The sequence below is a fragment of the Actinopolymorpha cephalotaxi genome, from assembly GCF_013408535.1.
Taxonomy (GTDB): Bacteria; Actinomycetota; Actinomycetes; order Propionibacteriales; family Actinopolymorphaceae; genus Actinopolymorpha; species Actinopolymorpha cephalotaxi.
This window is the reverse complement of sequence record NZ_JACBZA010000001.1, coordinates 5,852,581-5,873,259: the sequence shown is the minus strand read 5'-3', so window position 1 is coordinate 5,873,259 and position 20,679 is coordinate 5,852,581. Positions and strand designations below refer to the sequence as shown.

Genomic DNA, 20,679 nt, shown 5'->3' with positions numbered 1-20,679 from the left:
TGAGGTGCGCGGGGTTCGGGCCGGAGTCAGGAAGCCTCGACGCGCGGTCGCCGGAAGCCGGGATGTCCGGCCGGCAGCGAACGCCGCAGCACCCACGCGCTCACCGCGACGCACGCCGCGACCAGTGGCCAGGTGAGCGCGGCCCGGGCGGCGGCGAGCGCCAGCACCTCGTCGGCGGCGTACAGCGCGCCGAAGACGCTCACCCGTACGGCGTACTGACCGACCCAGACCCAGGAGGCCAGGCCGTACGCCCGGAGCAGGTCGGCGTCATGGCGCCAGCGTCCGCGCTGCCGGAGTGCGGCGCCCACGACGATGCCGAGCAGCGGCCGGCGAACCACGATGCTGACGATCCAGGCCAGCCCGCTGGCGGCGTTGGTGGCGAGCTGGACCAGGAAGAAGTCGGCGGCCCGGCCGGTGCGGAGGACGACCACGGCGGCGACCGCGACCCCGAGCATCCCGAGCAGGACGGCGCGCGGCCGGGCGCCTCGCGACCACCGGAACGCCGCGACCAGGACCCCGACGGCCAGCGCGGCCGCGACGCCCCATCCCACCGAGTTGCCGGTGAGCAGCCAGCCGGCCACGAACGCGACCGGCGGCAGCGCGGCGTCGACGGAGGCGTCCCAGCCGCCGAGCACCTGGGCCAGCGAGTCCCGTTCGCCCGAATGGTCGCCCGAATGGTCGTCGGAATGGTGTGAGTCGCGCTCGCCGACCTTGTCTGCCCGCACGTCACCAAGCCTGCCTGATCGCGGCAACGACGGAGCCCGCCGGTGGCCCGGTTCGCACCGATCTGATCAGCGAGAACGCCACGACGTCCCGGTCGAGGATCCGGGCGCCGTGTCCCGCCCGGCAGACCCTATGGTGAGGAGCATGACCGACCCGTCGACCGGACCTCGCCTGCGCAAAGCCCTCCGGGGCATCCCGTCGTACAAGCCGGGCCGTCCGGCCGCGGCGGCCACCGACCGGCCGACGTACAAGCTGTCCAGCAACGAGAACCCGTTCCCGCCGCTGCCCGCCCTCACCGAGGCGGCGCACGAGGCCAGCCGGGTGATGAACCGCTACCCCGACCTCACCTGCGGCCGGCTGGTCGGCGCGCTGTCGGACCGGCTCGACGTCCCGCCCGGCCACTTCGCCACGGGTACCGGCTCGGTGGCGCTGCTCTACCACCTGCTCCAGGCGACCTGCGAGCCGGGCGACGAGGTGATGTACGCCTGGCGCTCGTTCGAGGCGTACCCGATCGCGGCGCAGGTCGCCGGCGCCACCCGGATCGAGGTGCCGCTGACCACCGGCGCACGGCACGACCTCACCGCGATGGCCGCCGCGATCACCGACCGGACCCGGGTCGTGATCGTCTGTACGCCGAACAACCCGACCGGCCCGGTGGTCACGCACCAGGAGCTGGCCGAGTTCTGCGCCCGGGTCCCGAGCGACGTGCTGATCGTGGTCGACGAGGCCTACCTGCAGTTCGTCCGCGACCCGGAGGCCGCCGACGGGCTGGCGCTGTACCGCGAGTACCCCAACGTCTGCGTGCTGCGGACGTTCTCCAAGGCGTACTGCCTGGCCAACTTCCGGGTCGGGTACGCGATCGCGCACGACCCGGTCGCCGAGGCGCTGCGGGTGTGTACCCCGCCGTTCGCAGTGTCCAGCGTCGCGGAGGAGGCGGCGCTGGCGGCGCTGGCCTGCGAGAACGAGCTGCTGGAACAGGTCGAGGTGCTGGTCAAGGAGCGCACCCGGGTGGCCGAGGGGCTGCGCGCGCTCGGCTACGACGTACCGGTGACCGAGGCCAACTTCAGCTGGGTCCCGCTCGGGGCCGACACGCAGGCGTTCGCCCGGGCGTGTGAGGAGGGCGGCGTCGTGGTCCGGCCGTTCGGTGACGAGGGGTGCCGGGTGAGCGTCGGCGAACCCGCCGCCAACGACCTCTTCCTGGAGCTCGCCGGACGCTGGGCCGCCAGAGCCCGCTGACCGAGCCGCCCGTCCCGCCCGTTCGTCCTTCCCGTCTGTCCCGCCCGCCGGGTCGCGAGTGTGGGCGCCGCAGGTGGGTAGGCGGAGTTCATGGGTGTCGCGGCGGACCTGTGCGGGCTGATCCGCGACCATGACGGGCCCGCGCTGCGGGTGACCGCACTCGTCCGCGACCGGCGGCACCGGATCCTGCTGCTGCGCCGGCCCGACGGGGCGCCGCGGCCCGGCACGTGGGAGCCCGTCGTCGCCGACGTCCCGGTCGGTACGACCGCCGGGGAAGCCCTCCGCCACGCCGTCACCCGGTCGACCGGCTGGACCGTCCGTGCGGTCGAGCCGATCATCGAGCCCGCCGCGCCGGTCCCGAACGGGTCAGGTCGTACGGGCCGGCCGGTCCGTCGCGAGCTCCGTTTCCTGGTCACCGCGGCCCAGGCTGCGGCTGCCGAGCCCGCGGCGGCGCCCGACCTCACCGGCACCGGCCACGACGCGTTCACCTGGGCCGGACTCGGCGACACCGGATGGCTGCGGTCGCCGGGAACCGTGGCCGACCCCGGCCTGACCGAGACGGTGGTGAAGGCCGCGCGTACCCGGCTGACCCGGAGGCTGCGGCTGGAGCCGATCGGGCCCGAACACGGGACGGACCTGTGGCGCCTGCACGCCAGGCCGGAGGTGGCGGACTGGCTCGGCGGTGCGTGGACGCGGGAGTCCGGCCGCCGGAGCGTACTGCGCCTGCGGGCCGGCTGGGACGCGGCGGGGTTCGGCACGTGGGCCGCCTACGACCGTGACGACGGCGAGCTGGTCGGCCGGGGCGGCATCGCTCCGTACGTCCTCGACGGCCGTTCCACGCACGAGATCGGGTGGACGGTACGCCCGGAGCGGTGGGGCCGCGGCTACGCCACCGAGATGGGTGCGGCCGGCCTGGTGCTCGCGTTCACCGAGCTCGGTGCGCGGGAGGTGGTCGCCTTCACGTTGCCGCACAACGCGCGTTCACGTGCGGTGATGGACCGGTTGGGAATGCGCTTCGCCCGCGAGGTCCCGCACGCCGGGATGCGTCACGTGCTGTATGTCGTACGTCCGGCTGCGGTGAACCTGCCTGGCCAGATGCGGCCAGAAGCCCAACAGGGCTTGGCGGTCTCCCCCGGGCATCTCGGTTTCTCCGGTGCGAGTAGTTGTCCGGACCGATTATCCTGAGGAGGTCTCAGCTTCAGTTCTTGCCGGATCGCCCGTGGAGGGGCGGCGTTCAGGATCCGGCGTCCTTCTTCCGAAACGCACTCGGTGAGGAGTGGCCTGCCCGACAATGCCATCAGATACCTCGGCGACGGCTGTCGCCAACCAGCCCAACCAGCCCGGCACCACCGACAACTCCAGATCCCGGCTCCGTAGCCTCGACTCGCTGTGGCGGTTGCGGACCTACCTCCGGCCCTACGTCGGCCGGCTGATCGTGATGTTCGCCGCGGCACTTCTCGGTGTCGGCGCGAGCCTGGCGATCCCTCTGGTCACCAAGCACATCATCGACGGACCGATCGCAGAACGTGACACCCGCGGTCTGGTCCTCCTGGGCCTGCTGGCGGTCGTACTCGGACTCGTCGAGGCCTTCCTCATCTTCCTTCGTCGCTGGATCCAGTCCGTGGCCGTGCTCGGCCTGGAGACCGAGATCCGCGACGACATCTACGCTCACCTGCAGCGACTGCCGATGAGCTTCCACGGCGGCTGGCAGAGCGGCCAGCTGCTGTCCCGGATCACCACCGACCTGTCGATCATCCGGCGGTTCCTCGGATTCGGCATCATCTTCCTCGTCACCAACGTCGTCCAGCTGGCCGTCGTCACGGTGCTACTGCTGCAGATGTACTGGCCGCTGGGGCTGCTGGTGGCGGCGACCGCGGCGCCGGTCATCGTGCTGTCGGCGCGGTTCCAGAAGCGCTACATCCGGATCTCCCGCGCGGTGCAGGACCAGCAGGGTGACCTCGCCACCGTCGTCGAGGAGGGCGCGGTCGGGATCCGGGTCATCAAGGCGTTCGGCCGCCGGCACCACATGTACGACACCTTCGACGAGCAGGCCCGCCTGGTCTACGACACGTCGATGGACAAGGTGCGGCTGTCGTCGAGGTTCTGGACGTTCCTCGGCTTCGTCCCCAACCTCACTCTCACCTTCGTCCTGCTGTTCGGCGCTCTGGCCGTCGGCAAGGGCGCGTTGACGCTCGGCGACCTGGTGGCGTTCAGCACCCTGGTGCTGCAGCTGGTGTGGCCGATCGCCTCGCTGGGGCAGATCCTCGCCATGGCGCAGGAGGCGATGACCGGCTCCGACCGGGTGATGGAGGTGCTCGACACCGAGCCGGCCATCGAGGGCGGTTCGGAGGAGGCGCCCCGCGCGGCCGGTCACCTGCGGTTCGAGGGCGTGGGCTTCCACTTCCCCGACGAGGACACCCCGGTGCTGCACGACGTGTGGCTCGACGTCGCGCCCGGTGAGACGGTGGCGGTCGTGGGCGCGACCGGTTCCGGCAAGACCACGTTGACGGCGCTGGTGCCCCGCTTGCACGACGTCACCGCGGGCCGGGTGACCATCGACGGGCGCGACGTCCGCGATCTCACCCTCCCGGCACTGCGCTCGATCGTGGCCACCGCGTTCGAGGAGCCCACGCTGTTCTCCATGAGCGTGCGGGAGAATCTCACTCTCGGTCGCACCGACGCGACCGAGGAGGAGGTCCACCAGGCGCTCGAGGTCGCCCAGGCGAGGTTCGTGCACGACCTGCCGTGGGGCCTGGACACCCGGATCGGCGAGCAGGGCCTGTCGCTGTCCGGTGGCCAGCGGCAGCGACTGGCGCTGGCCCGGGCTGTGCTCACCAGGCCGAAGATCCTGGTGCTCGACGACACGCTCTCCGCGCTGGACGTGGAGACCGAGGCGCTGGTGGAGAAGGCGCTGCGGCACGTGCTCGCCGAGGCCACCGGCATCGTGGTCGCCCACCGGGCGTCGACGGTGCTGCTGGCGGACAAGGTTGCCCTGCTGCAGGGCGGCACGGTGACCCACGTCGGCACCCACCAGGAGCTGCTCGCGGACGTGCCCGCCTACCGCGAGCTGCTCGGCCAGGACGCGGATCTCGACGCTGAGGAGGTGTACTCGTGACGACCCAGACCCAGGACACGACGAAGACCTCCGGTGACGAGGCCGACGAGAACGCACAGAACGCACGGAACGCCGCCGACGCCCAGCCGGCGGAGGACTGGCGGGGTGTCGCGGCCGAAGGGCAGGACGACATCGGCGACAAGGCGTCGGTGTTCCTCCGGGAGCGTTCCCGGAAGCTGCTCGGCGACCTGCTGCGCCCTTACCGCAAGCTGATCGCGCTGCTGATCGTGGCGGTGGTCGTCGAGAACGCCGCCCGGCTGGCCATTCCGTACCTCGTGAAGGTCGGTATCGACCGCGGCATCCCGCCGCTGGTCCACAACGAGGGTGCCACCACGCTGGTCACCGTCGTGGTGGCGCTGGTGGTGGCGGCGGTCACCCAGGCCATCACCCGGCAGCTGTTCCTGCAGCTGTCCGGGCGGATCGGCCAGGAGGTGCTGCTGCACCTGCGGCGGCGGATCTTCAACCACTTCCAGAAGCTGTCGCTGTCGTTCCACGAGAAGTACACCTCCGGTCGGGTGATCTCCCGCCTGACCTCCGACATCGAGGCGATCTACGAGCTGCTGCAGTCCGGCTTCGACAGCATGGTGAGCGCGGTGCTCACCCTCGTCGGTACGGCCGTGCTGTTGCTGATCCTCGACGTCAACCTCGGTCTGGTGGCGCTGGTCCCGATCCCGATCCTGCTGTTCTTCACGCAGTGGTTCCGGAAGAAGTCCAGCCTCGCCTACCGCAGGACGCGGGAGACGGTGGCGGTCGTCATCGTGCACTTCGTGGAGTCGATGGGCGGCATCCGCGCGGTGCAGGCGTTCCGTCGTGAGCCGCGCAACCAGCAGATCTTCGAGAAGGTCAACGCCGACTACCGCGACGCCAACATGCAGGGCATGCGACTGATCGCGGTCTTCATGCCGGGCGTGAAGGCGATCGGCAACGTCACGGTGGCGGCGGTGCTGTTGTACGGCGGCTGGCTCGCGTTCCACGACGCGGTGACCGTCGGTGTGCTGGCGGCGTTCCTGCTGTACCTCCGGCAGTTCTACGAGCCGATGCAGGAGATCAGCCAGTTCTACAACACGTTCCAGTCGGCCAGCGCCGCACTGGAGAAGCTGTCCGGTGTGCTGGAGGAGAAGCCGGAGGTGGCCGAGCCCGCCGAGCCGGTCAAGCTCGACAACGCCCGCGGCGAGGTGCACTTCGACCACGTGGAGTTCGGGTACGTCGAGGGCCGGCCGGTGCTGCCGGAGCTGGACCTGCGGATGCCCGCGGGCCAGACGGTCGCGTTGGTGGGTGCGACCGGCGCCGGCAAGACGACGCTGGCGAAGCTGCTGTCCCGCTTCTACGACCCGATCAAGGGAAGCGTACGTCTGGACGGGGTCGACCTGCGCGACCTCGACGAGGCCACGCTCCGCAAGGCCGTGGTCATGGTGACCCAGGAGAACTTCCTGTTCACCGGCTCGGTGGCCGACAACATCAGGTTCGGCCGGCCGAACGCCACGATGAAGGAGGTCGTGGCGGCGGCCCGGGCCATCGGCGCGGACGAGTTCATCGAGGCGCTGCCGGACGCGTACGACACCCAGGTGGGCAAGCGGGGTGGCCGGCTGTCGGCCGGGCAGCGGCAGCTGATCGCGTTCGCCCGGGCGTTCCTCGCCGACCCCGCGGTGCTGATCCTCGACGAGGCGACGTCCAGCCTGGACGTCCCGAGCGAGCGGCTGGTGCAGCGGGCACTGCGGACGATCCTCGCGGACCGTACGGCGCTGATCATCGCCCACCGGCTGTCCACGGTGGAGATCGCCGACCGGGTACTGGTCATGGAGCAGGGCCGGGTGGTCGAGGACGGGTCGCCCAGCCAGCTGATCGAGCAGACCGGGCGGTTCGCCGACCTGCACAACGCGTGGTTGGAGAGCCTGGCCTGAGCAGCTGATCACTCGTGGCCGGCCCCGCTCGGGCCGGCCACGGCGAACGACGAAGGAGCCGTCTCCCTGCGCGGGGAGGCGGCTCTTTCGTCGTCCAGGTCGTCGTCACCTTCGGTGCCCGCGTACGAACCGTGCGCGCTTCCTTGTGGCGCAGGCGTTCCCCCCATGCACGCGACGTGACATCGGGTAGGAGATAGGCAACATTCCGGTTACCGGATTGGCGATCTGACCGCGGGTCCCGGTAGCGTCCACACCCGAACTACTCCGTCAGGGGTGGACCGGCCCGCACAGGTGTCCGACGAGAGGACGCCGCTGGGCGCACTCGCGCCCGTGCTGTCGATCGTCGTGATCGATTCAGGGGGTGCCGGTCGACTGTGACCGTACGAGCGCACGCGACCCGCGTGTGCCAACCAGCGGTTGACGTGGCCCCGAGTGCTTCGCCGTGCCCGGCTGTACAGCCGTGTGTCACGAGGTGCGATCAAAGAGATTGGGAGCTCGTGCACGCAGTACGTGCCGAAAAGATCTACAAGGTCTTCGGGCGTCGTGCAGACGATGCCGTTCCCCTGCTGGAGCAGGGCAAGGAAGCCAAGGACGTGCGCCGTATGGGCGTTACGCCGGCCGTGATCGACGCGTCCTTCGCCGTCGAAGAGGGCGAGATCTTCGTCGTCATGGGGTTGTCCGGCTCGGGCAAGTCCACGTTGATCCGGACGCTCAACGGCCTCCTCACTCCCACCTCCGGCAAGGTCTATCTCGGGGACACCGAGCTGAGCGGCCTTTCTCCCAAGCGGTTGCGCGCGGTCCGGCAGGAGAAGATCAGCATGGTCTTCCAGCACTTCGCGCTCCTGCCGCACCGCACCGTCCTGGAGAACGCCGCCTACGCGCTGGAGATCCGCAAGCTCGGCAAGGCCGAGCGTGTCGACCGAGCCCGCGAGGCGCTTTCCATGGTGGGGCTGGAGGGCTGGGAAGACCACCTGCCGACCCAGTTGTCCGGCGGGATGCGGCAGCGGGTCGGCCTGGCCCGTGCGCTCGCCGCCGGTACCGACATTCTGTTGATGGACGAGGCGTTCAGCGCACTCGACCCGCTGATCCGGCGGGAGATGCAGGAACAGCTGCTGGAACTCCAAGCCCGCTTGGGCAAAACCATCGTCTTCATCACCCACGACCTGAACGAGGCGATGCGTCTCGGCGACCGGATCGCGATGATGCGGGACGGCCGGATCGTGCAGATCGGTACGTCCGAAGAGATCCTGCAGGACCCGGCGAACGACTACGTCGCACAGTTCGTGCAGGACGTCGACCGCTCGCGGGTGCTCACCGCCAGTGCGGTCATGGAGCCGCCGGTGGCGTTGGTGCGGGCCAAGTCCGGTCCCCGCCAGGCGCTGCGGGTGATGCGGGAGAACCAGGTCGGAGCGGCGTTCGTCGTCGACCGTGACCGGCGCCTGATCGGCGCTGTGCGCGACAGTGTTGCGGCGGAGGCGACCCGGACCGGCAAGGAGTCCCTGGAGGGGCTGACCAACGACGAGGACGTGGTGTCGGTCGGGCCGGACGTGATGCTCGCCGACCTGCTGACCCCCTCGTCGGAGGCGCCGGTGCCGCTTGCCGTCGTGGACGACGAACGGCGACTGCTGGGCGTGATCCCCAGGGTGACCCTGCTGGCCGCGCTCGGCAGCGGAACCCACGCGGCCGACGTCGACGGTGTGCAGGTGCATTCGAACGGGACGCAGGCCGTGCCTGACAGCACGCAAGCCCTGGTTGACGGCACGCCGGCCGAATCCGACGGCACGCCGGCCGACTCCGACGGGGCGCAGGCCGTCCCTGACGGCACGCAAGCCGGGATTGACGACAAGCCCGCCGGCAGCACCGGCACGGACACCGAGGAGGTCAGGCCGTGAGTCTGCTCGCCACGTTCTCGATTCCTCGCCTGCCCATCGGCGAGGTCTTCGCCGCCGTCGTCGACTGGCTGGTGAACAACCTCAGTGGGCTGTTCGACGCCATCGGCAGTGCTGTCGGCTTCGTCGTCGACGGGCTCGCGGGGTTCTTCAACGCACCCGTGATCGTCGGCCTGGCCGTCGTCTTCGGCCTGCTCGCCCTTTCCCTGAAGGGCTGGAAGTGGGGCGCGGGCGCCTTCGTGGTCGCGATGGCGCTCGGCTACGCGGCGGCGTTCGGCGGCCTGCCGCCGGCCATCGTGCTCGCGGTCGCGTTCGGCGTACTCGGACTGGCCCTGCGGGGCTGGAAGTTCGGCGTGTTCTCGGTTGTCGCGTTCCTCCTCATCGACAGCATGGGGCTGTGGAAGCCGACCATGGACACGCTGGCGCTGGTCCTGGTCGCGAGCCTGGTCGCGGTGGTGGTCTCCATCCCGGTAGGAATCGCCGCCGGGCAGAACGAGACGGTGAGCCGGATCGTCAAGCCGGTGCTGGACTTCATGCAGACCATGCCGGGGTTCGTCTACCTCATCCCGGCGATCTTCCTGTTCGGCGTCGGGGTTGTACCCGGCGTCGTCGCCACCGTCATCTTCGCGATGGCACCCGGCGTACGCCTGACCGAGTTGGGGATCCGCCAGGTCGACCGTGAGGTCGTCGAGGCCGGTGAGTCGTTCGGCGCACCGCCTGGACGCATCCTCGGCCGGATCCAGATCCCGCTCGCCCTGCCGACGATCATGGCCGGCGTCAACCAGGTCATCATGCTGGCCCTGTCCATGGTCGTGATCTCCGGGCTGGTCGGCGCCGGTGGCCTCGGCGGCAAGGTCTACACCTCAATCTCCACCATCGATCTGGCCGGCGGCTTCGAAGCCGGCTTGGCGGTTGTGGTGCTCGCGGTCTACCTCGACCGGCTGACGGCCTCTTTGACGAGTCGTTCGGCAGTGGTCCGTGCGCAGTCGGCCGCCGGAAACCGATGACGTTCCGGCAGCGCTGACACCGACCATGCGGGGCACTCACGTGCCGTTTGGGCGCGTGACGTGAACTACCTGACGACGAAAGGACTGTAGAACCGTGCGAACTGGAGGACTGTGGCGCCGCCTGGCGGTTGCGCTCGCGGCACTGGTGGCCACCACGCTGGTGGCCGCGGGCTGCGGCACCATCGGCGGTGCGAACAACGCCGCCGGTGGCGACAAGAAGAAGGAGACCACCCAGGAAGGTGGCTCCGGCTCCGGGAACGGCAAGACGATCAAGATCGGCTGGATCCCCTGGGACGAGGACGTCGTCACCACCCACCTTTGGAAGCAGGCCCTGGAGAAGAAGGGCTACAAGGTCGAGATGGTCCAGCTGGACCCGGGACCGCTCTTCGCCGGCCTTGCCAAGGGTGACGTCGACCTGTTCCTGGACACCTGGCTGCCGACGACCCACAAGACGTACTGGGACCGTTACGGGAAGCAGTTGGAGGACGTGGGCGTCTGGTACGACAACGCCACCCTCGGCATCACCGTCCCCAACTACGTCAAGGACGTCAAGACGATCGGGGACCTGAAGGCGAAGTCCGGCGAGTTCGGCGGCAAGATCACCGGCATCGAGGCGGGCGCCGGGCTGACCAGCACGACCGAGAAGAAGGTCATGCCGGCGTACGGCCTGGACAACTTCCAGCTGGCCAAGTCCTCCACGCCGGCGATGTTGGCCGAGCTGCAGAAGGCGATCAAGGCCAAGAAGCCGATCGTGGTGACTCTGTGGAAGCCGCACTGGGCCTACGCCAAGCTGCCCATCCACGACCTCAAGGACCCCAAGGGGACCCTGGGCAAGGGCGAGCAGCTGCACGTGGTCGGGCGTAAGGACTTCGGCAAGGACTTCCCCGAGGTCAAGAAGTGGATGGCCGACTTCAAGATGACCGACAAGCAGCTCGGCACCCTCGAGGACGAGGCCCTGAACAAGAACAAGGGCAACGAGGCCAAGGGTGTGTCCGACTGGTCGAAGAAGAACGCGGACTTCGTGGACGGACTGACGAAGTAGTCGTACCCGCGACGAAGTAGGCGTACCGGGCTTCCGGTAGCTCTCAGCGCCCGGCCCCACCGACGAGGTGGGGCCGGGCGCTGTCATTTGTCAGTCGGTTGCCTGTCGGTTGCCTGTCGGTTATCTGTCAACGACTCGTTGCCCCGGTGCCCGCGGACCAATTCGGGAGCTGTTTGGACAGTTCTGCCCGGGAAAGCTAGAGTTGCCCCGATAAAGGCACCACGAAGTGCTGATAATCTTTCGTGGGCCCGCAGGGTGTGCGCATATTCTTTCGGTTCCATCCGGTCTGCGCTGTCACCAGGTTACTCGCCGCATTTGATGTGGTGAAGGTCACTTTCCTGCGGTGCGCACCGACTTGGAATGATCTCGCCGTACATGCAAATCTGGGTGGCGTCGTGGCGAACCCTGCGCGGTTTCGCCAGCTACATTCCGGTGCTGCGCCGAGCAGTCGTGTCCCATCGCGCCGACTGCCCGCGGTTGTCCGTACATAAGTATCGAGACCTCACACAAAAGCGACACAACGTCAGGTTTCGTGACGCCGGCGGCCCGCGTATTCGGGTCGCGCGCGGTCGGGGGAGATCATTCCGCAGCGGTGCAGAACGATTTGTCCCGATCGAAAGGTTTTGCTCTTGTCTGGGCTGCAGAAATTCTCGCAGAGTGCCCGTCGAAAGATCGTCGTAGGAATTGTGGCCGCGGCTCTCGTGGTGGCCGGAGTCGCCGCGGGTGGACTGGTCCTGGCCAACCGGTCCGAGCCCGCCCCGGCCACCGCGTCCGTGGACAAGCCGATCAAGGCCGCCAAGTCGCCCAAGGCCGCCGCCCGAGGTGCTGACCGGAAGCCGGTACCGACCGCCACTCCGAAGGCCACGCCGACGAAGACCGCGAAGCCGAAGCCGAAGCCGAAGCCCAAGGCGACCAAGAAGGCCGAGAAGAAGGTCGTCAAGAAGGCCGAGAAGAAGGTGGTGAAGAAGACCACCAAGCCGAAGCCGAAGGTGACCAAGAAGGCGAAGACCGTCAAGAAGGCCTCCGGGCCCGTCTGGAAGGTGCTGGAGACGAAGAGCGGACCGGGGACCTTCTTCGGTGACTCCACGGAGTACCAGCCCCTCGCCTGCGGCGGCAACAGCCAGAACATCACCAAGGGTGTGGCGCTGTGGAAGATTCCCTGCGGCACCATGGTGCGGATCACCAGCAAGCAGACCGGCAAGAGCGTGATCGCCCCGGTCGCGGACCGCGGCCCGGCCGGCTGGACCGGCGCGGTGATCGACCTGCTGCCCGACACGTGGGACGCGCTCGGCGTCTCCCGCGGCCAGGGTCGCCAGGAAGTCACCTACGAGGTGCTCAGCAAGAACTAGCCCGTACCGCCCCTGCTTCTGATCCGCTTCGGCGGACTCCGGCAGGTTCACAGCGGTTGGACGCGCTGGTCGCGTCGACGGTCACGTTTCGACGGGCCCTTCCCCGTGCGGGGAAGGGCCCGTCGGCGTCTGAGGTCCGTGTGCGTGCGGCGTGGCCCTCGGTCTCCGCTCAAGCCATCGCGTGGCTTCGCGACGGGAAGTACGAGACCAGCAACGGGCTCACGTGTGCTGAACAACTTCCCGCGTGCGGGTGTCGGCCTGGACTGTACGTATGGGCCTGACAGGCTGGTGAGTCGTCATGCAAGGCGAGATTGACGTCGATTCTTCTTGTAGGTAAGGGGTTTCCCGCGAGCGGGAGCTGATCTTGTGCGGTAGACTCGAACGCATGACCCTCTCCTCAGGTTTGTGTGGGGAGGTTGAGGGTGATTCCGCCGAGGCAGAGGTAGATCATGGCGGTGAGGGAGTCTGGTCCTGGGTGTCCGTAGCCGCGGCGTTGGATGACGCGGATTTTGCTGTTGATGCCTTCTGCTCGTGAGTTGGACAGGCCGAGTTCGACGGCTGCGATGGTTTGTTGGAAGTACTTCTTCAGGCGGGTGGCCAGTTGGCGCATCGCGGGGATGGTGGATCGGAACGCGCGGGTGATCCACCTTCGGAGGTAGCGGCGGGCCTGTTCGGGTGGGATGCGGTAGAGGTCTCGTAGTTGTTCTTTGAGGGTCCAGGCGCGGAAGAGCTGGTAGTTGTGGCGGCGCAGGGCGTTGATGAGGGCGCGGCGGTCGTCGGTGAGGTTTTCAGCGCCTGAGCGCAGCGCTGTCTTCAGCCGTCGCCACGCCCTGGCCGGGGCGTTGACCTGTGCGACGGTGTGCTGCTTGGCCGGGCTGGCCGGGGCGGCTGGCAGTGGTGGGGCGGCGGGGTTGGCCTGGCGGGCTCTGTCGAGGGCTTCGTTGGCCCACTTGATGACGTGGAAGGGGTCCAGGCACACCGCGGCCTGTGGCGCCTTCTGTGCGGCGACGGGCATGTAGATCGGGGAGCCGTCCATGGTGATCGCGGTCAGCTGTTTGCTGCGGTCAGGGCCCAGGGCGGTGAAGAAGCCCTCGAACGCCTTGCGGGTGCGGTCCTTGGTCACCCAGACCACCCGGCCGGTGTCGTGGTCGCAGACGATGGTCAGGTAGTGGTGGCCGCGTTTGTAGGAGATCTCGTCCACCCCGATCCGATACAGCCCGTCCAGCCGGTCGGTGGGCAGATGGTCGGCCACCAGCATTCTCACCGCCCGGTCCACCGCCTCCCACGAGCACCGCAGCAGCCGGGCCACGCTCGTCTTGTCCATGCGCTGGGCCAGCCAGCCGATCACGTCCTGGAAGTCGCGGGTGTGCCGGGCGTTGCGCCGCGCCCAGGGCACGGTCTCGGTGCGGATTCCACACGCCGGGCAGGCGATCCGGGCGATGTCGGCGGCCAGCCACACCTTGGTGGCCCCGAAGTCCAGGTGGCGCCAGCGGCGGCGGGATATGTCATAGCGGGCCCGGGTGGAGAACCCGCACTCACACCGGTAGCGGCGGCCACGCCGGCGGCGAAGGCCAAGAACGAGGCCGTCGGTGGTGAAGTCCACCGAGCACACCGATGCCCCGGGCAAACCCAGAATGCGGTTGAATACCGTGGTGACGCGCACGTGCGTTGCTCCAGACGGTTAAGGATTCGACACCCAGAACCTAAGGGCAACCACGTGCGCGTCTTCTCATGCCCCGCCCCGCGCCACACACCCCAACCCAGCCACACCAACCCCCTCCCGGCCCTGGTTACGAACCCACACCAAGCCGAGGAGAGGGACACATGAGCGACGGCGGTGAGTGCTTCGGCGGCGACCTGGGTGAGGGCCCGGGTCGTCGCCGGGTGCTGCCGGATGGGTTCGCTGATGTGCGGGGTGGTCCGCGGCTTGCGGTGCTGCTCGCGTCGGTGGATCGCGGGGTGTGTAACGGGTTCGAGGTGGAGGAGCGGGCCAGGGCGTGGCGGCGGTTGATCGGCTGGGCGGAGGCCGAGTGCCTGTCGGAGGTGAACGAACTCGCCTACGCCGAACCCGGTATGCCCGACGAGCCGGCGCAGCGCAGTCCCGAGATGGACCCGATGACCCAGGCCGTCCTCGAACCGCTGCTGCGATGGTCGGGCTACCACACCAGCTGGTACCTCGCGCTGGCCCTCACCCTGCCCCGCCTGCCCCGTGTGCGTGTGGCGCTGGCGTCCGGTGGGCTGGAGCTGCCCGACGTGCGGGCGATCGTGGACCGGATCACCGACGCGAAACCCGACCTGTGGGATGCGATCGAGGACGCCATCTTCCCCAAGGTGCTCGAACTGCGGGGCGGGCTGTTGCGGGCCAAGGTCGAAGCCGAGGTCATCAAAGCCGACCCCGAAGCTGCCGGCAAACGGCACCGGGAAGCACGTACGGGGCGGAACGTGGCGATCTGGCCGGCCGTCGACGGTGTTGCCGACCTGGCGATCCGAGGCCTGTCCGCTGACCAGGCCGCGGAGGCGTACGGGTACATCGACGCGATCGCACGTGCCGTGAAGTCCGCCGGCGACCCGCGCAAGCTGAGCCAGCTACGCGCGGACGTCGCCTTCTCCCTGCTCAGCGGCACCGCCGACCTCGTCGACTGCTCCGCCCCAGTCGGCAAGGAGAACCACGCCGACCAGGGCCAGAGCACGCAGGACCGGGCCGCGCAGGACCACGCCGCGCAGGACGAGGCGGTGCAGGACGAGGCTGAGCAGGATGAGTCTGTACCGGACGACTTTGGGCTGCGGCCCGCGGAAGGCGACGCTCCGCAGGAGAAGGTCGAAGGCGAGCAGGTCGAAGACGACCCCTCGGCCGAGGACGGCGTCTCGCCGGAGAGCGAGAACGCGCAGGCGCACAGCGAGAACGACGCCGAGCAGCCGAGGACCGGGAACGAGCGGGCGCGGGGAGGCACCGACCAGGACGAGTTGGGGCGCTGTGCCGTGCACCGGTTCCCCGACCACGATCTGCACGACAGCTGGTGTGAGTGTGGGAACTGTTCTCCGGCACCGGTGGCCAGCTGCACCGTGTGTGGTGCGGCCGCGATGAACGGTGTCCGAGTCCACGACACCGCCGCCCACGAGGCCGCCCGCACCGCCGAGCCGCCGGGACAGCCCGATCCACCCGATCCACTTGATCCACCTGATCCGCGGGGTCGGCCTGATCCGCCGACAGACAATTCCACACCGCCGCCACCGCCGTGGACCTCTTCGCAGCCGAGCTGGGGTCCGATCAAGACGCGCGCCAAGGTGCAGCTGAACATGCCGTTGACCACGCTGATGGGACTGTCCACCCGGCCCGGGGAACTCGGCGGAGTCGGACCGATCATCACCGAGGTGGCTCGCCGGATCGTGGCGAACCATCTCGACAACCCCGAAGCCCGCTTCAGTGTCGGGGTCACCCATCCGGTCACCGGGCGGTTACTGCACCTGCATCCGATCCCGGCGAGGTTTCTGCGCGGGCTGCAGGCCGAGCTGGTGCATGCCCGCGACCAGCGCTGCGTGTGGACCACCTGCAGAAGACCCGCCGCGACCTGCCACCTGGACCACAACACCGAGTACGCCGACGGCGGCGAAACCTCCGTCGACAACATCGCCCCACTGTGCCCACGCCACCACAAGGCGAAAACCGAGAGGGACTGGAAACTGAAGCAGACCGGCCCCGGCGAGCACACCCTGACCGACCCGTTCGGCCGGAAGTACCACAGCGGAGCGCCCTCCCTCACCGACCCGCTCGAACCAGCCGAGCCCGTGCCAGCCACCGCCGGAGCACGGTCGGCCGACGACGACCTGCCACCGTTCTGAGGGGCGAATGCCCGGAACCCCGCCCGGAACGAGACCCGAGGGGACTCAGTCGGCCCGGCTGGCCGATAGTGGCGCCCCGGACCCGACCCGCCGCGCCGGGCTGACAGAGTGGACGAGGAGTGCCTGCCGGTGGCAGGAGATGGTCCGCGGATGCGACGGAGGAGTCCGGTGACACGTGACGGTGCGGAGGCCGGGGCGAAAGTGAACGCGAGTCCCGACGAGCCGGTTGCCGGCCAGAGTCAGGCCGGGCGATCACCCGACGCCTGCTCGGTCCTGTCCGCGACGTACGACGAACCCATCGCGGGCTCGGCCGCGACCGCGACGACCTGGTTGTGCATCGAGCAACCCGGCCCCTACGGCGCGGACGCGCTGGTGGAGAGCCACCTCGACGTCGAACTCGGCGGTGAGCTCGCCGCCCGGGCGAAGGGCACCGGCGTACGCATCCAGCTGATCCGCCGGCCCGGGCGGCACGCCGACGCGCATCCCCCGGACACGTTGCCGGGTGGGCGCCGGGTGTTCGTGGCGCACACCCGGCCCGGCGCGACCTGGCTGCGGTCGGCGGTCGTCGACGATCCCGGATCCCTGCTCGACCTCGACCTCGCGGCGCTGGCGGCGGGGGAGGAGCCGCTCGGCTGGGGCGAACGGGTGCCCGGGCCGGTCCTGCTGGTGTGCAGCAACGGCCGCCGTGACCTGTGCTGCGCGCTCGTCGGCCGTCCGCTGGCCGGTGAGCTCGCCCGGCGCCACGCCGCCGACGTGACCGGCCCGACGGGTGGCACGGTCTGGGAGACCACGCACACCGGCGGCCACCGGTTCGCGCCGACGGCGGTCCTGTTGCCGACCGGCTATCTGTACGGCCGGCTGGACGTCGACTTCGCCGAGCACGTGCTCACCGAGGCCAGGGCGGGCCGGATGGTGACCGAACGCTGCCGCGGCCGCTCCACCTGGTCCGCGCCGGGCCAGGTGGCCGAACTCGCCGTACGCGAGCAGACCGGCGAGGCCGACCCGGACGCCGTACGACCGGATCCGGAGGTGCCCCACGCGACGGGCGCCGGCGCATCGGGGTGGCAGGTACGAGTGGTTGCCGGTGACCGGGCCTGGACCGTCGCCGGCCGGGAGAAGACGCTGACGCCGGACCGAAAGACCAGCTGCGCCAAGGCGCCGTTGACACCCACTGCCCACGTCGTCACCGAGGTCGGCGAGGACGAACCCGCCGGCGTACGTACCGGCTGAGGCGTACGCCCTACGCCGGTCAGGCCTGGCGGGCGTGCGTACCGGCGTTCAGCACCCGGGCTGGGGCGATCGCCGCGGCGAACTGGTCCGCGTGCTCGGCCATCCATGCGTACGACGCGCGGACGTCCTCGACCGCGGCGGCCGCCACCTCGTCACCGGCTCCGGCGGCGTCGGAGGCCGCCAGCCCGCGCAGGCACCGGTCCTGCCACCACAGAATCGTCTCCACCAGGTCGGCCCGGTCCCTCGGCAGCAGTCCGTACGCGTCGGCGATCAGAGCCACCAGCCTCGCCGGACCGGCGGCGCTGGCCCGCCGCGGACCGAGGTCGAGGAACTGCCAGCACACCAGCGCGACGTCGTGCACCCGGCGGCCCGGTCCGGCGTGGTCCCAGCCGACGAACGCGTACGGACGCAGCCCGGCCTCCTCCTCGCGGTAGACCGTGGTGCGCGGCGCCAGGTCGTGGTGGCAGGCGACCTCCTGGTCACCGGCCAGGTGGGTGCCCGCGGTCAGGTCGTGGAACTGCCGGACCAGCTTCGCCACCCTGACCAGGCTGTCCTCCGACCAGACCGGCGGCGGCTGGGCAGGCTCCCACGCGACGTGCCCGTCGAGCCGGCCGAGCACCTCGCGGCCGTCGCGGTCGCGGAGATACCTGGGCGCGCCGGGCCAGCCGTAGTGGCCGAGGTGACGGAGAAGGTCCTGGACGTACGTGGGGCCAGGCGCCGGCGCCGTCCCCGGGTCGGGGTCCTCGACCCGAGCAGCGGCGGCGGCGCGGTGGCGACCAGTTGAACTCTCGGCGACCATCCCGACAGGGTGCCCCGCCCACGTCGTGACGCGCCACCCGGCACGCCCGTCGGCAGCCCTCGTCCCGTTCGCGCGAGGCCGCGGACACGGTCCGAAACGTCCCAATCGTCGGATGAGAGGCGATTGGTCCCCGGAAACCAGGCCTGTCCAGGCCTATCCATACGTACGCCGTAAATCAGGACGAACCCATCCGGGAAACGGTCGTTGCGGCGCCCGGCCCACCGGCGAGGGGGCAAGCTGGGGACATGACCGACGCGTTCGTCTTCGATGCCGTCCGTACGCCCCGGGGCAGGGGGAAGCGGGGTTCCCTGCACAGCGTGAAGCCGGTGACCCTGGCCACGACCGTGCTGACCGCGCTCGCCAACCGCGCCGATCTGGACACCGCGCGGGTGGACGACGTGGTGTTCGGGATCGTCACGCCGGTCGGCGAACAGGGTGCGGACCTCGCCAGGACGGCGGTGCTGGTGGCCGGCTGGGACGTCGGCGTGCCCGGCACCCAGCTCAACCGGTTCTGCGCATCCGGCCTCGAGGCGGTCAACCTGGCCGCGCAGAAGGTCGCGTCGGGGTACGACGACCTGGTGGTCGCCGGCGGTGTGGAATCGATGTCACGGGTGCCGATGGGTTCCGACGGCGGCGCGTGGTTCATCGACCCGGAGACCAACCTGAAGACCGGGTTCGTACCTCAGGGCATCAGTGCCGACCTGCTGGCGACCCTGGAGGGTCTGGACCGCGCCGACGTGGACACGTTCGCGGCGACGTCGCAGCAGCGGGCGACCCTGGCACGGGACAAGAGGTACTTCGAACGTTCGCTGGTTCCGGTCGTCGACGTCAACGACGAGGTGCTGCTGGACCAGGACGAGGCGATCCGGCCGGAGACGACGGTCGACGGACTGGCCGCGCTGCCGGCGAGCTTCGCGAAGATGGGCGCGCTCGGCTTCGACGCGGTGGCGATGGACCGCTACCCCAGCGTCGAACGTATCCGGCACGTGCACACCGCGGGCAACTCCTCCCAGATCGTGGACGGTGCCGCCGCGGTCCTGATCGGCAGCGAACGCGCCGGGCGTGACCTCGGCCTGACCCCGCGTGCCCGGATCGTCAGCGCCGCCGCGGTCGGCACCGACCCCACGCTGATGCTGGTCGGGCCGGGCCCGGCCGCCCGCCGCGCGCTCGACAAGGCCGGGTTGACACCGGCCGACATCGATCTGTACGAGGTGAACGAGGCGTTCGCCGCGGTGGTGCTGCGGTTCATGCGCGAGCTGGACCTGTCGCCGGAGATCGTGAACGTCAACGGCGGCGCGATCGCGCTCGGCCACCCGCTCGGCGCCACCGGGGCGATGCTGGTCGGCAGCCTGCTGGACGAGCTGGAACGCCGGGACCTGCGCCGCGGCCTGGTCACCCTCTGCGTGGGCGGTGGCATGGGTGTCGCCACGGTGATCGAGCGCGTCTGAGCGGTGCCCGAGCCGCTCGCTCAGTCGTACGAATCGGTCTTCTGATCAGTCGTCGAGTACGGCAAGGGTGAGCGCGGCCAGGCGGACCGGGTCGGCGATCACGTCGTACGCGGTGATGGTGTCCTGCTCGATCGTGAACGTCAGAGCCAGCAACAGCCGGCCTTCGCGGGCGACGACGAGGCCGGGTGCGCCGTCGACGAGAACGAGTTCGGCGGCCCGGGCGCGGTCGGCGAAGTGGCGGGTCTCCTCGACGACGGATTCGACGCCGCTGACCAGGGTCGGGGTGCCCGCCGGCAGGGCGGCCGGATCGGCCGTGCGTACGACGCCGGGGGCGAGGACGTGCACCAGCGTGTCCACGTCGCCCACCCGTACGGCGTTCAGGAAGGCCTCGACGACCCGGCGATGCCGGGCAAGGTCGGCGCCGGTGGGTGCGGGAGCGGCAATGCCGGCTGGATCAGCGGGATCGGCAGGATCGGCGGGATCGGCGCGGACCTTGCCGCGTGCCCGGCTGGCGAGCCTCTTCGTCGCGGCCGGGGTCCTGCCCACGACCGGTGCGATCTCCGCGAACGGCACCCCGAACGTGTCGTGCAGGATGAACACCACCCGCTCGGCCGGCGACAGGGATGCCAGCACGACCAGTAGCGCCTGCCCGACCGACTCCGCGAGCATCGCCGACGCCTCCGGATCGGTGCGGGCACGGGCCGCGGTGTCCTGATCGGTGCCGGCCCCGGCGGGATCGGCGGCCTCGGGAAGGTCCAGACCGACGTACTGCTCCCGCCTGGACCTGCGCGAGCGCAGCAGGTCCAGGCAGATCCGCGCCACCACGGTGGTCAGCCAGCCGCCCAGGTTGTCGATGGAGTCGATCCTGCCGTCGTCGGCCGCGTGGACCCGGTTGAGCCGCAACCAGGCTTCCTGCACGGCGTCCTCGGCCTCACCCGCCGAACCAAGCATCCGGTACGCCACCGCCCGCAGGTGGGCGCGGTGCGTCTCGAACTCGGCCGCCAGCGCGTCCCGGTCGCCCCGATCGTCCCGGTCGGTCATGTGTCCCCTTCGCTCGTCGCCTTCCGTCATACCAGTGACGAAACGGCTCCGGCCGAGGT

At 69.9% G+C, this 20,679-nt stretch carries 16 protein-coding genes; 11 read left to right on the top strand and 5 right to left on the bottom strand.

Annotated features, from left to right (window positions below; translation table 11 throughout):
- Positions 1–26: 26 nt before the first annotated feature.
- Positions 27–725 (bottom strand): DUF3159 domain-containing protein, encoded by a 699-nt coding sequence (locus FHR37_RS26155; protein ID WP_202818119.1) that lies wholly within the window; start codon positions 723–725, stop codon positions 27–29.
- A gap of 142 nt (positions 726–867) precedes the next feature.
- On the opposite strand from FHR37_RS26155, the gene FHR37_RS26150 reads away from it, so the two are divergent.
- The 4 genes from FHR37_RS26150 (at position 868) to FHR37_RS26135 (ending at position 6,975) form a co-directional block, all read left to right on the top strand.
- A complete protein-coding gene (locus tag FHR37_RS26150; protein WP_092883835.1) occupies positions 868–1,959 on the top strand; it encodes a histidinol-phosphate transaminase in 1,092 nt (363 codons plus the stop codon).
- Positions 1,960–2,049: 90 nt separating this feature from the next.
- On the top strand, positions 2,050–3,144 hold the full coding sequence (locus FHR37_RS26145; RefSeq protein WP_092883834.1) for a GNAT family N-acetyltransferase: 1,095 nt from the start codon (positions 2,050–2,052) through the stop codon (positions 3,142–3,144).
- A 106-nt stretch (positions 3,145–3,250) separates the two neighbouring features.
- Complete coding sequence (locus FHR37_RS26140) at positions 3,251–5,074, top strand: ABC transporter ATP-binding protein (RefSeq protein ID WP_092883833.1); 1,824 nt, start codon at positions 3,251–3,253, stop codon at positions 5,072–5,074.
- Entirely contained in the window at positions 5,071–6,975 is a 1,905-nt protein-coding gene (locus tag FHR37_RS26135) for an ABC transporter ATP-binding protein (RefSeq protein ID WP_175542542.1), read from the top strand. The genes FHR37_RS26140 and FHR37_RS26135 overlap by 4 nt, the downstream gene beginning before the upstream one ends.
- An 8-nt stretch (positions 6,976–6,983) precedes the next feature.
- On the opposite strand, the gene FHR37_RS26130 is transcribed toward FHR37_RS26135, so the two are convergent.
- Entirely contained in the window at positions 6,984–7,142 is a 159-nt protein-coding gene (locus FHR37_RS26130) for a hypothetical protein (protein ID WP_175542541.1), read from the bottom strand.
- Between the two features lie 330 nt (positions 7,143–7,472).
- Between FHR37_RS26130 and FHR37_RS26125 the strand changes: the two genes are divergently transcribed.
- From FHR37_RS26125 to FHR37_RS26110, 4 genes are all read left to right on the top strand, one after another.
- Positions 7,473–8,867, top strand: a complete 1,395-nt coding sequence (locus tag FHR37_RS26125; RefSeq protein WP_092883832.1) for a quaternary amine ABC transporter ATP-binding protein — start codon at positions 7,473–7,475, stop codon at positions 8,865–8,867.
- Entirely contained in the window at positions 8,864–9,871 is a 1,008-nt protein-coding gene (locus FHR37_RS26120; RefSeq protein ID WP_092883831.1) for an ABC transporter permease, read from the top strand. The genes FHR37_RS26125 and FHR37_RS26120 overlap by 4 nt, the downstream gene beginning before the upstream one ends.
- A gap of 94 nt (positions 9,872–9,965) precedes the next feature.
- On the top strand, positions 9,966–10,913 hold the full coding sequence (locus FHR37_RS26115) for a glycine betaine ABC transporter substrate-binding protein (protein WP_202818118.1): 948 nt from the start codon (positions 9,966–9,968) through the stop codon (positions 10,911–10,913).
- A 686-nt stretch (positions 10,914–11,599) separates the two neighbouring features.
- Complete coding sequence (locus FHR37_RS26110; RefSeq protein WP_092883830.1) at positions 11,600–12,262, top strand: septal ring lytic transglycosylase RlpA family protein; 663 nt, start codon at positions 11,600–11,602, stop codon at positions 12,260–12,262.
- A 397-nt stretch (positions 12,263–12,659) separates the two neighbouring features.
- Here FHR37_RS26110 and FHR37_RS26105 read toward each other — a convergent pair whose 3' ends face one another.
- A complete protein-coding gene (locus FHR37_RS26105) occupies positions 12,660–13,865 on the bottom strand; it encodes an ISL3 family transposase (protein WP_202884564.1) in 1,206 nt (401 codons plus the stop codon).
- A 221-nt stretch (positions 13,866–14,086) separates the two neighbouring features.
- On the opposite strand from FHR37_RS26105, the gene FHR37_RS26100 reads away from it, so the two are divergent.
- On the top strand, positions 14,087–16,102 hold the full coding sequence (locus FHR37_RS26100; protein ID WP_238344818.1) for an HNH endonuclease signature motif containing protein: 2,016 nt from the start codon (positions 14,087–14,089) through the stop codon (positions 16,100–16,102).
- Between the two features lie 168 nt (positions 16,103–16,270).
- Positions 16,271–17,332 carry a sucrase ferredoxin gene (locus tag FHR37_RS26095; RefSeq protein ID WP_237769120.1) on the top strand — a complete coding sequence of 354 codons (1,062 nt, stop codon included), beginning with the start codon at positions 16,271–16,273 and terminating at the stop codon, positions 17,330–17,332.
- 19 nt (positions 17,333–17,351) lie between these two features.
- On the opposite strand, the gene FHR37_RS26090 is transcribed toward FHR37_RS26095, so the two are convergent.
- Complete coding sequence (locus tag FHR37_RS26090; RefSeq protein WP_175542827.1) at positions 17,352–18,131, bottom strand: trifolitoxin immunity protein; 780 nt, start codon at positions 18,129–18,131, stop codon at positions 17,352–17,354.
- Between the two features lie 245 nt (positions 18,132–18,376).
- On the opposite strand from FHR37_RS26090, the gene FHR37_RS26085 reads away from it, so the two are divergent.
- Complete coding sequence (locus tag FHR37_RS26085; RefSeq protein WP_092889933.1) at positions 18,377–19,579, top strand: acetyl-CoA C-acetyltransferase; 1,203 nt, start codon at positions 18,377–18,379, stop codon at positions 19,577–19,579.
- A gap of 45 nt (positions 19,580–19,624) precedes the next feature.
- On the opposite strand, the gene FHR37_RS26080 is transcribed toward FHR37_RS26085, so the two are convergent.
- Positions 19,625–20,620: a sigma-70 family RNA polymerase sigma factor gene (locus FHR37_RS26080; protein ID WP_092889931.1), complete on the bottom strand. Its 996-nt coding sequence runs from the start codon at positions 20,618–20,620 to the stop codon at positions 19,625–19,627.
- Positions 20,621–20,679 lie beyond the last annotated feature (59 nt).

Coding starts and splice junctions, on each gene's coding strand:
- FHR37_RS26100 (WP_238344818.1), top strand. CDS start 14,087: ATGAGCGACGGCGGTGAGTGCTTCGGCGGCGACCTGGGTGAGGGCCCG.
- FHR37_RS26140 (WP_092883833.1), top strand. CDS start 3,251: ATGCCATCAGATACCTCGGCGACGGCTGTCGCCAACCAGCCCAACCAG.
- FHR37_RS26090 (WP_175542827.1), bottom strand. CDS start 18,131: ATGGTCGCCGAGAGTTCAACTGGTCGCCACCGCGCCGCCGCCGCTGCT.
- FHR37_RS26130 (WP_175542541.1), bottom strand. CDS start 7,142: ATGGGGGGAACGCCTGCGCCACAAGGAAGCGCGCACGGTTCGTACGCG.
- FHR37_RS26150 (WP_092883835.1), top strand. CDS start 868: ATGACCGACCCGTCGACCGGACCTCGCCTGCGCAAAGCCCTCCGGGGC.
- FHR37_RS26145 (WP_092883834.1), top strand. CDS start 2,050: ATGGGTGTCGCGGCGGACCTGTGCGGGCTGATCCGCGACCATGACGGG.
- FHR37_RS26080 (WP_092889931.1), bottom strand. CDS start 20,620: ATGACCGACCGGGACGATCGGGGCGACCGGGACGCGCTGGCGGCCGAG.
- FHR37_RS26085 (WP_092889933.1), top strand. CDS start 18,377: ATGACCGACGCGTTCGTCTTCGATGCCGTCCGTACGCCCCGGGGCAGG.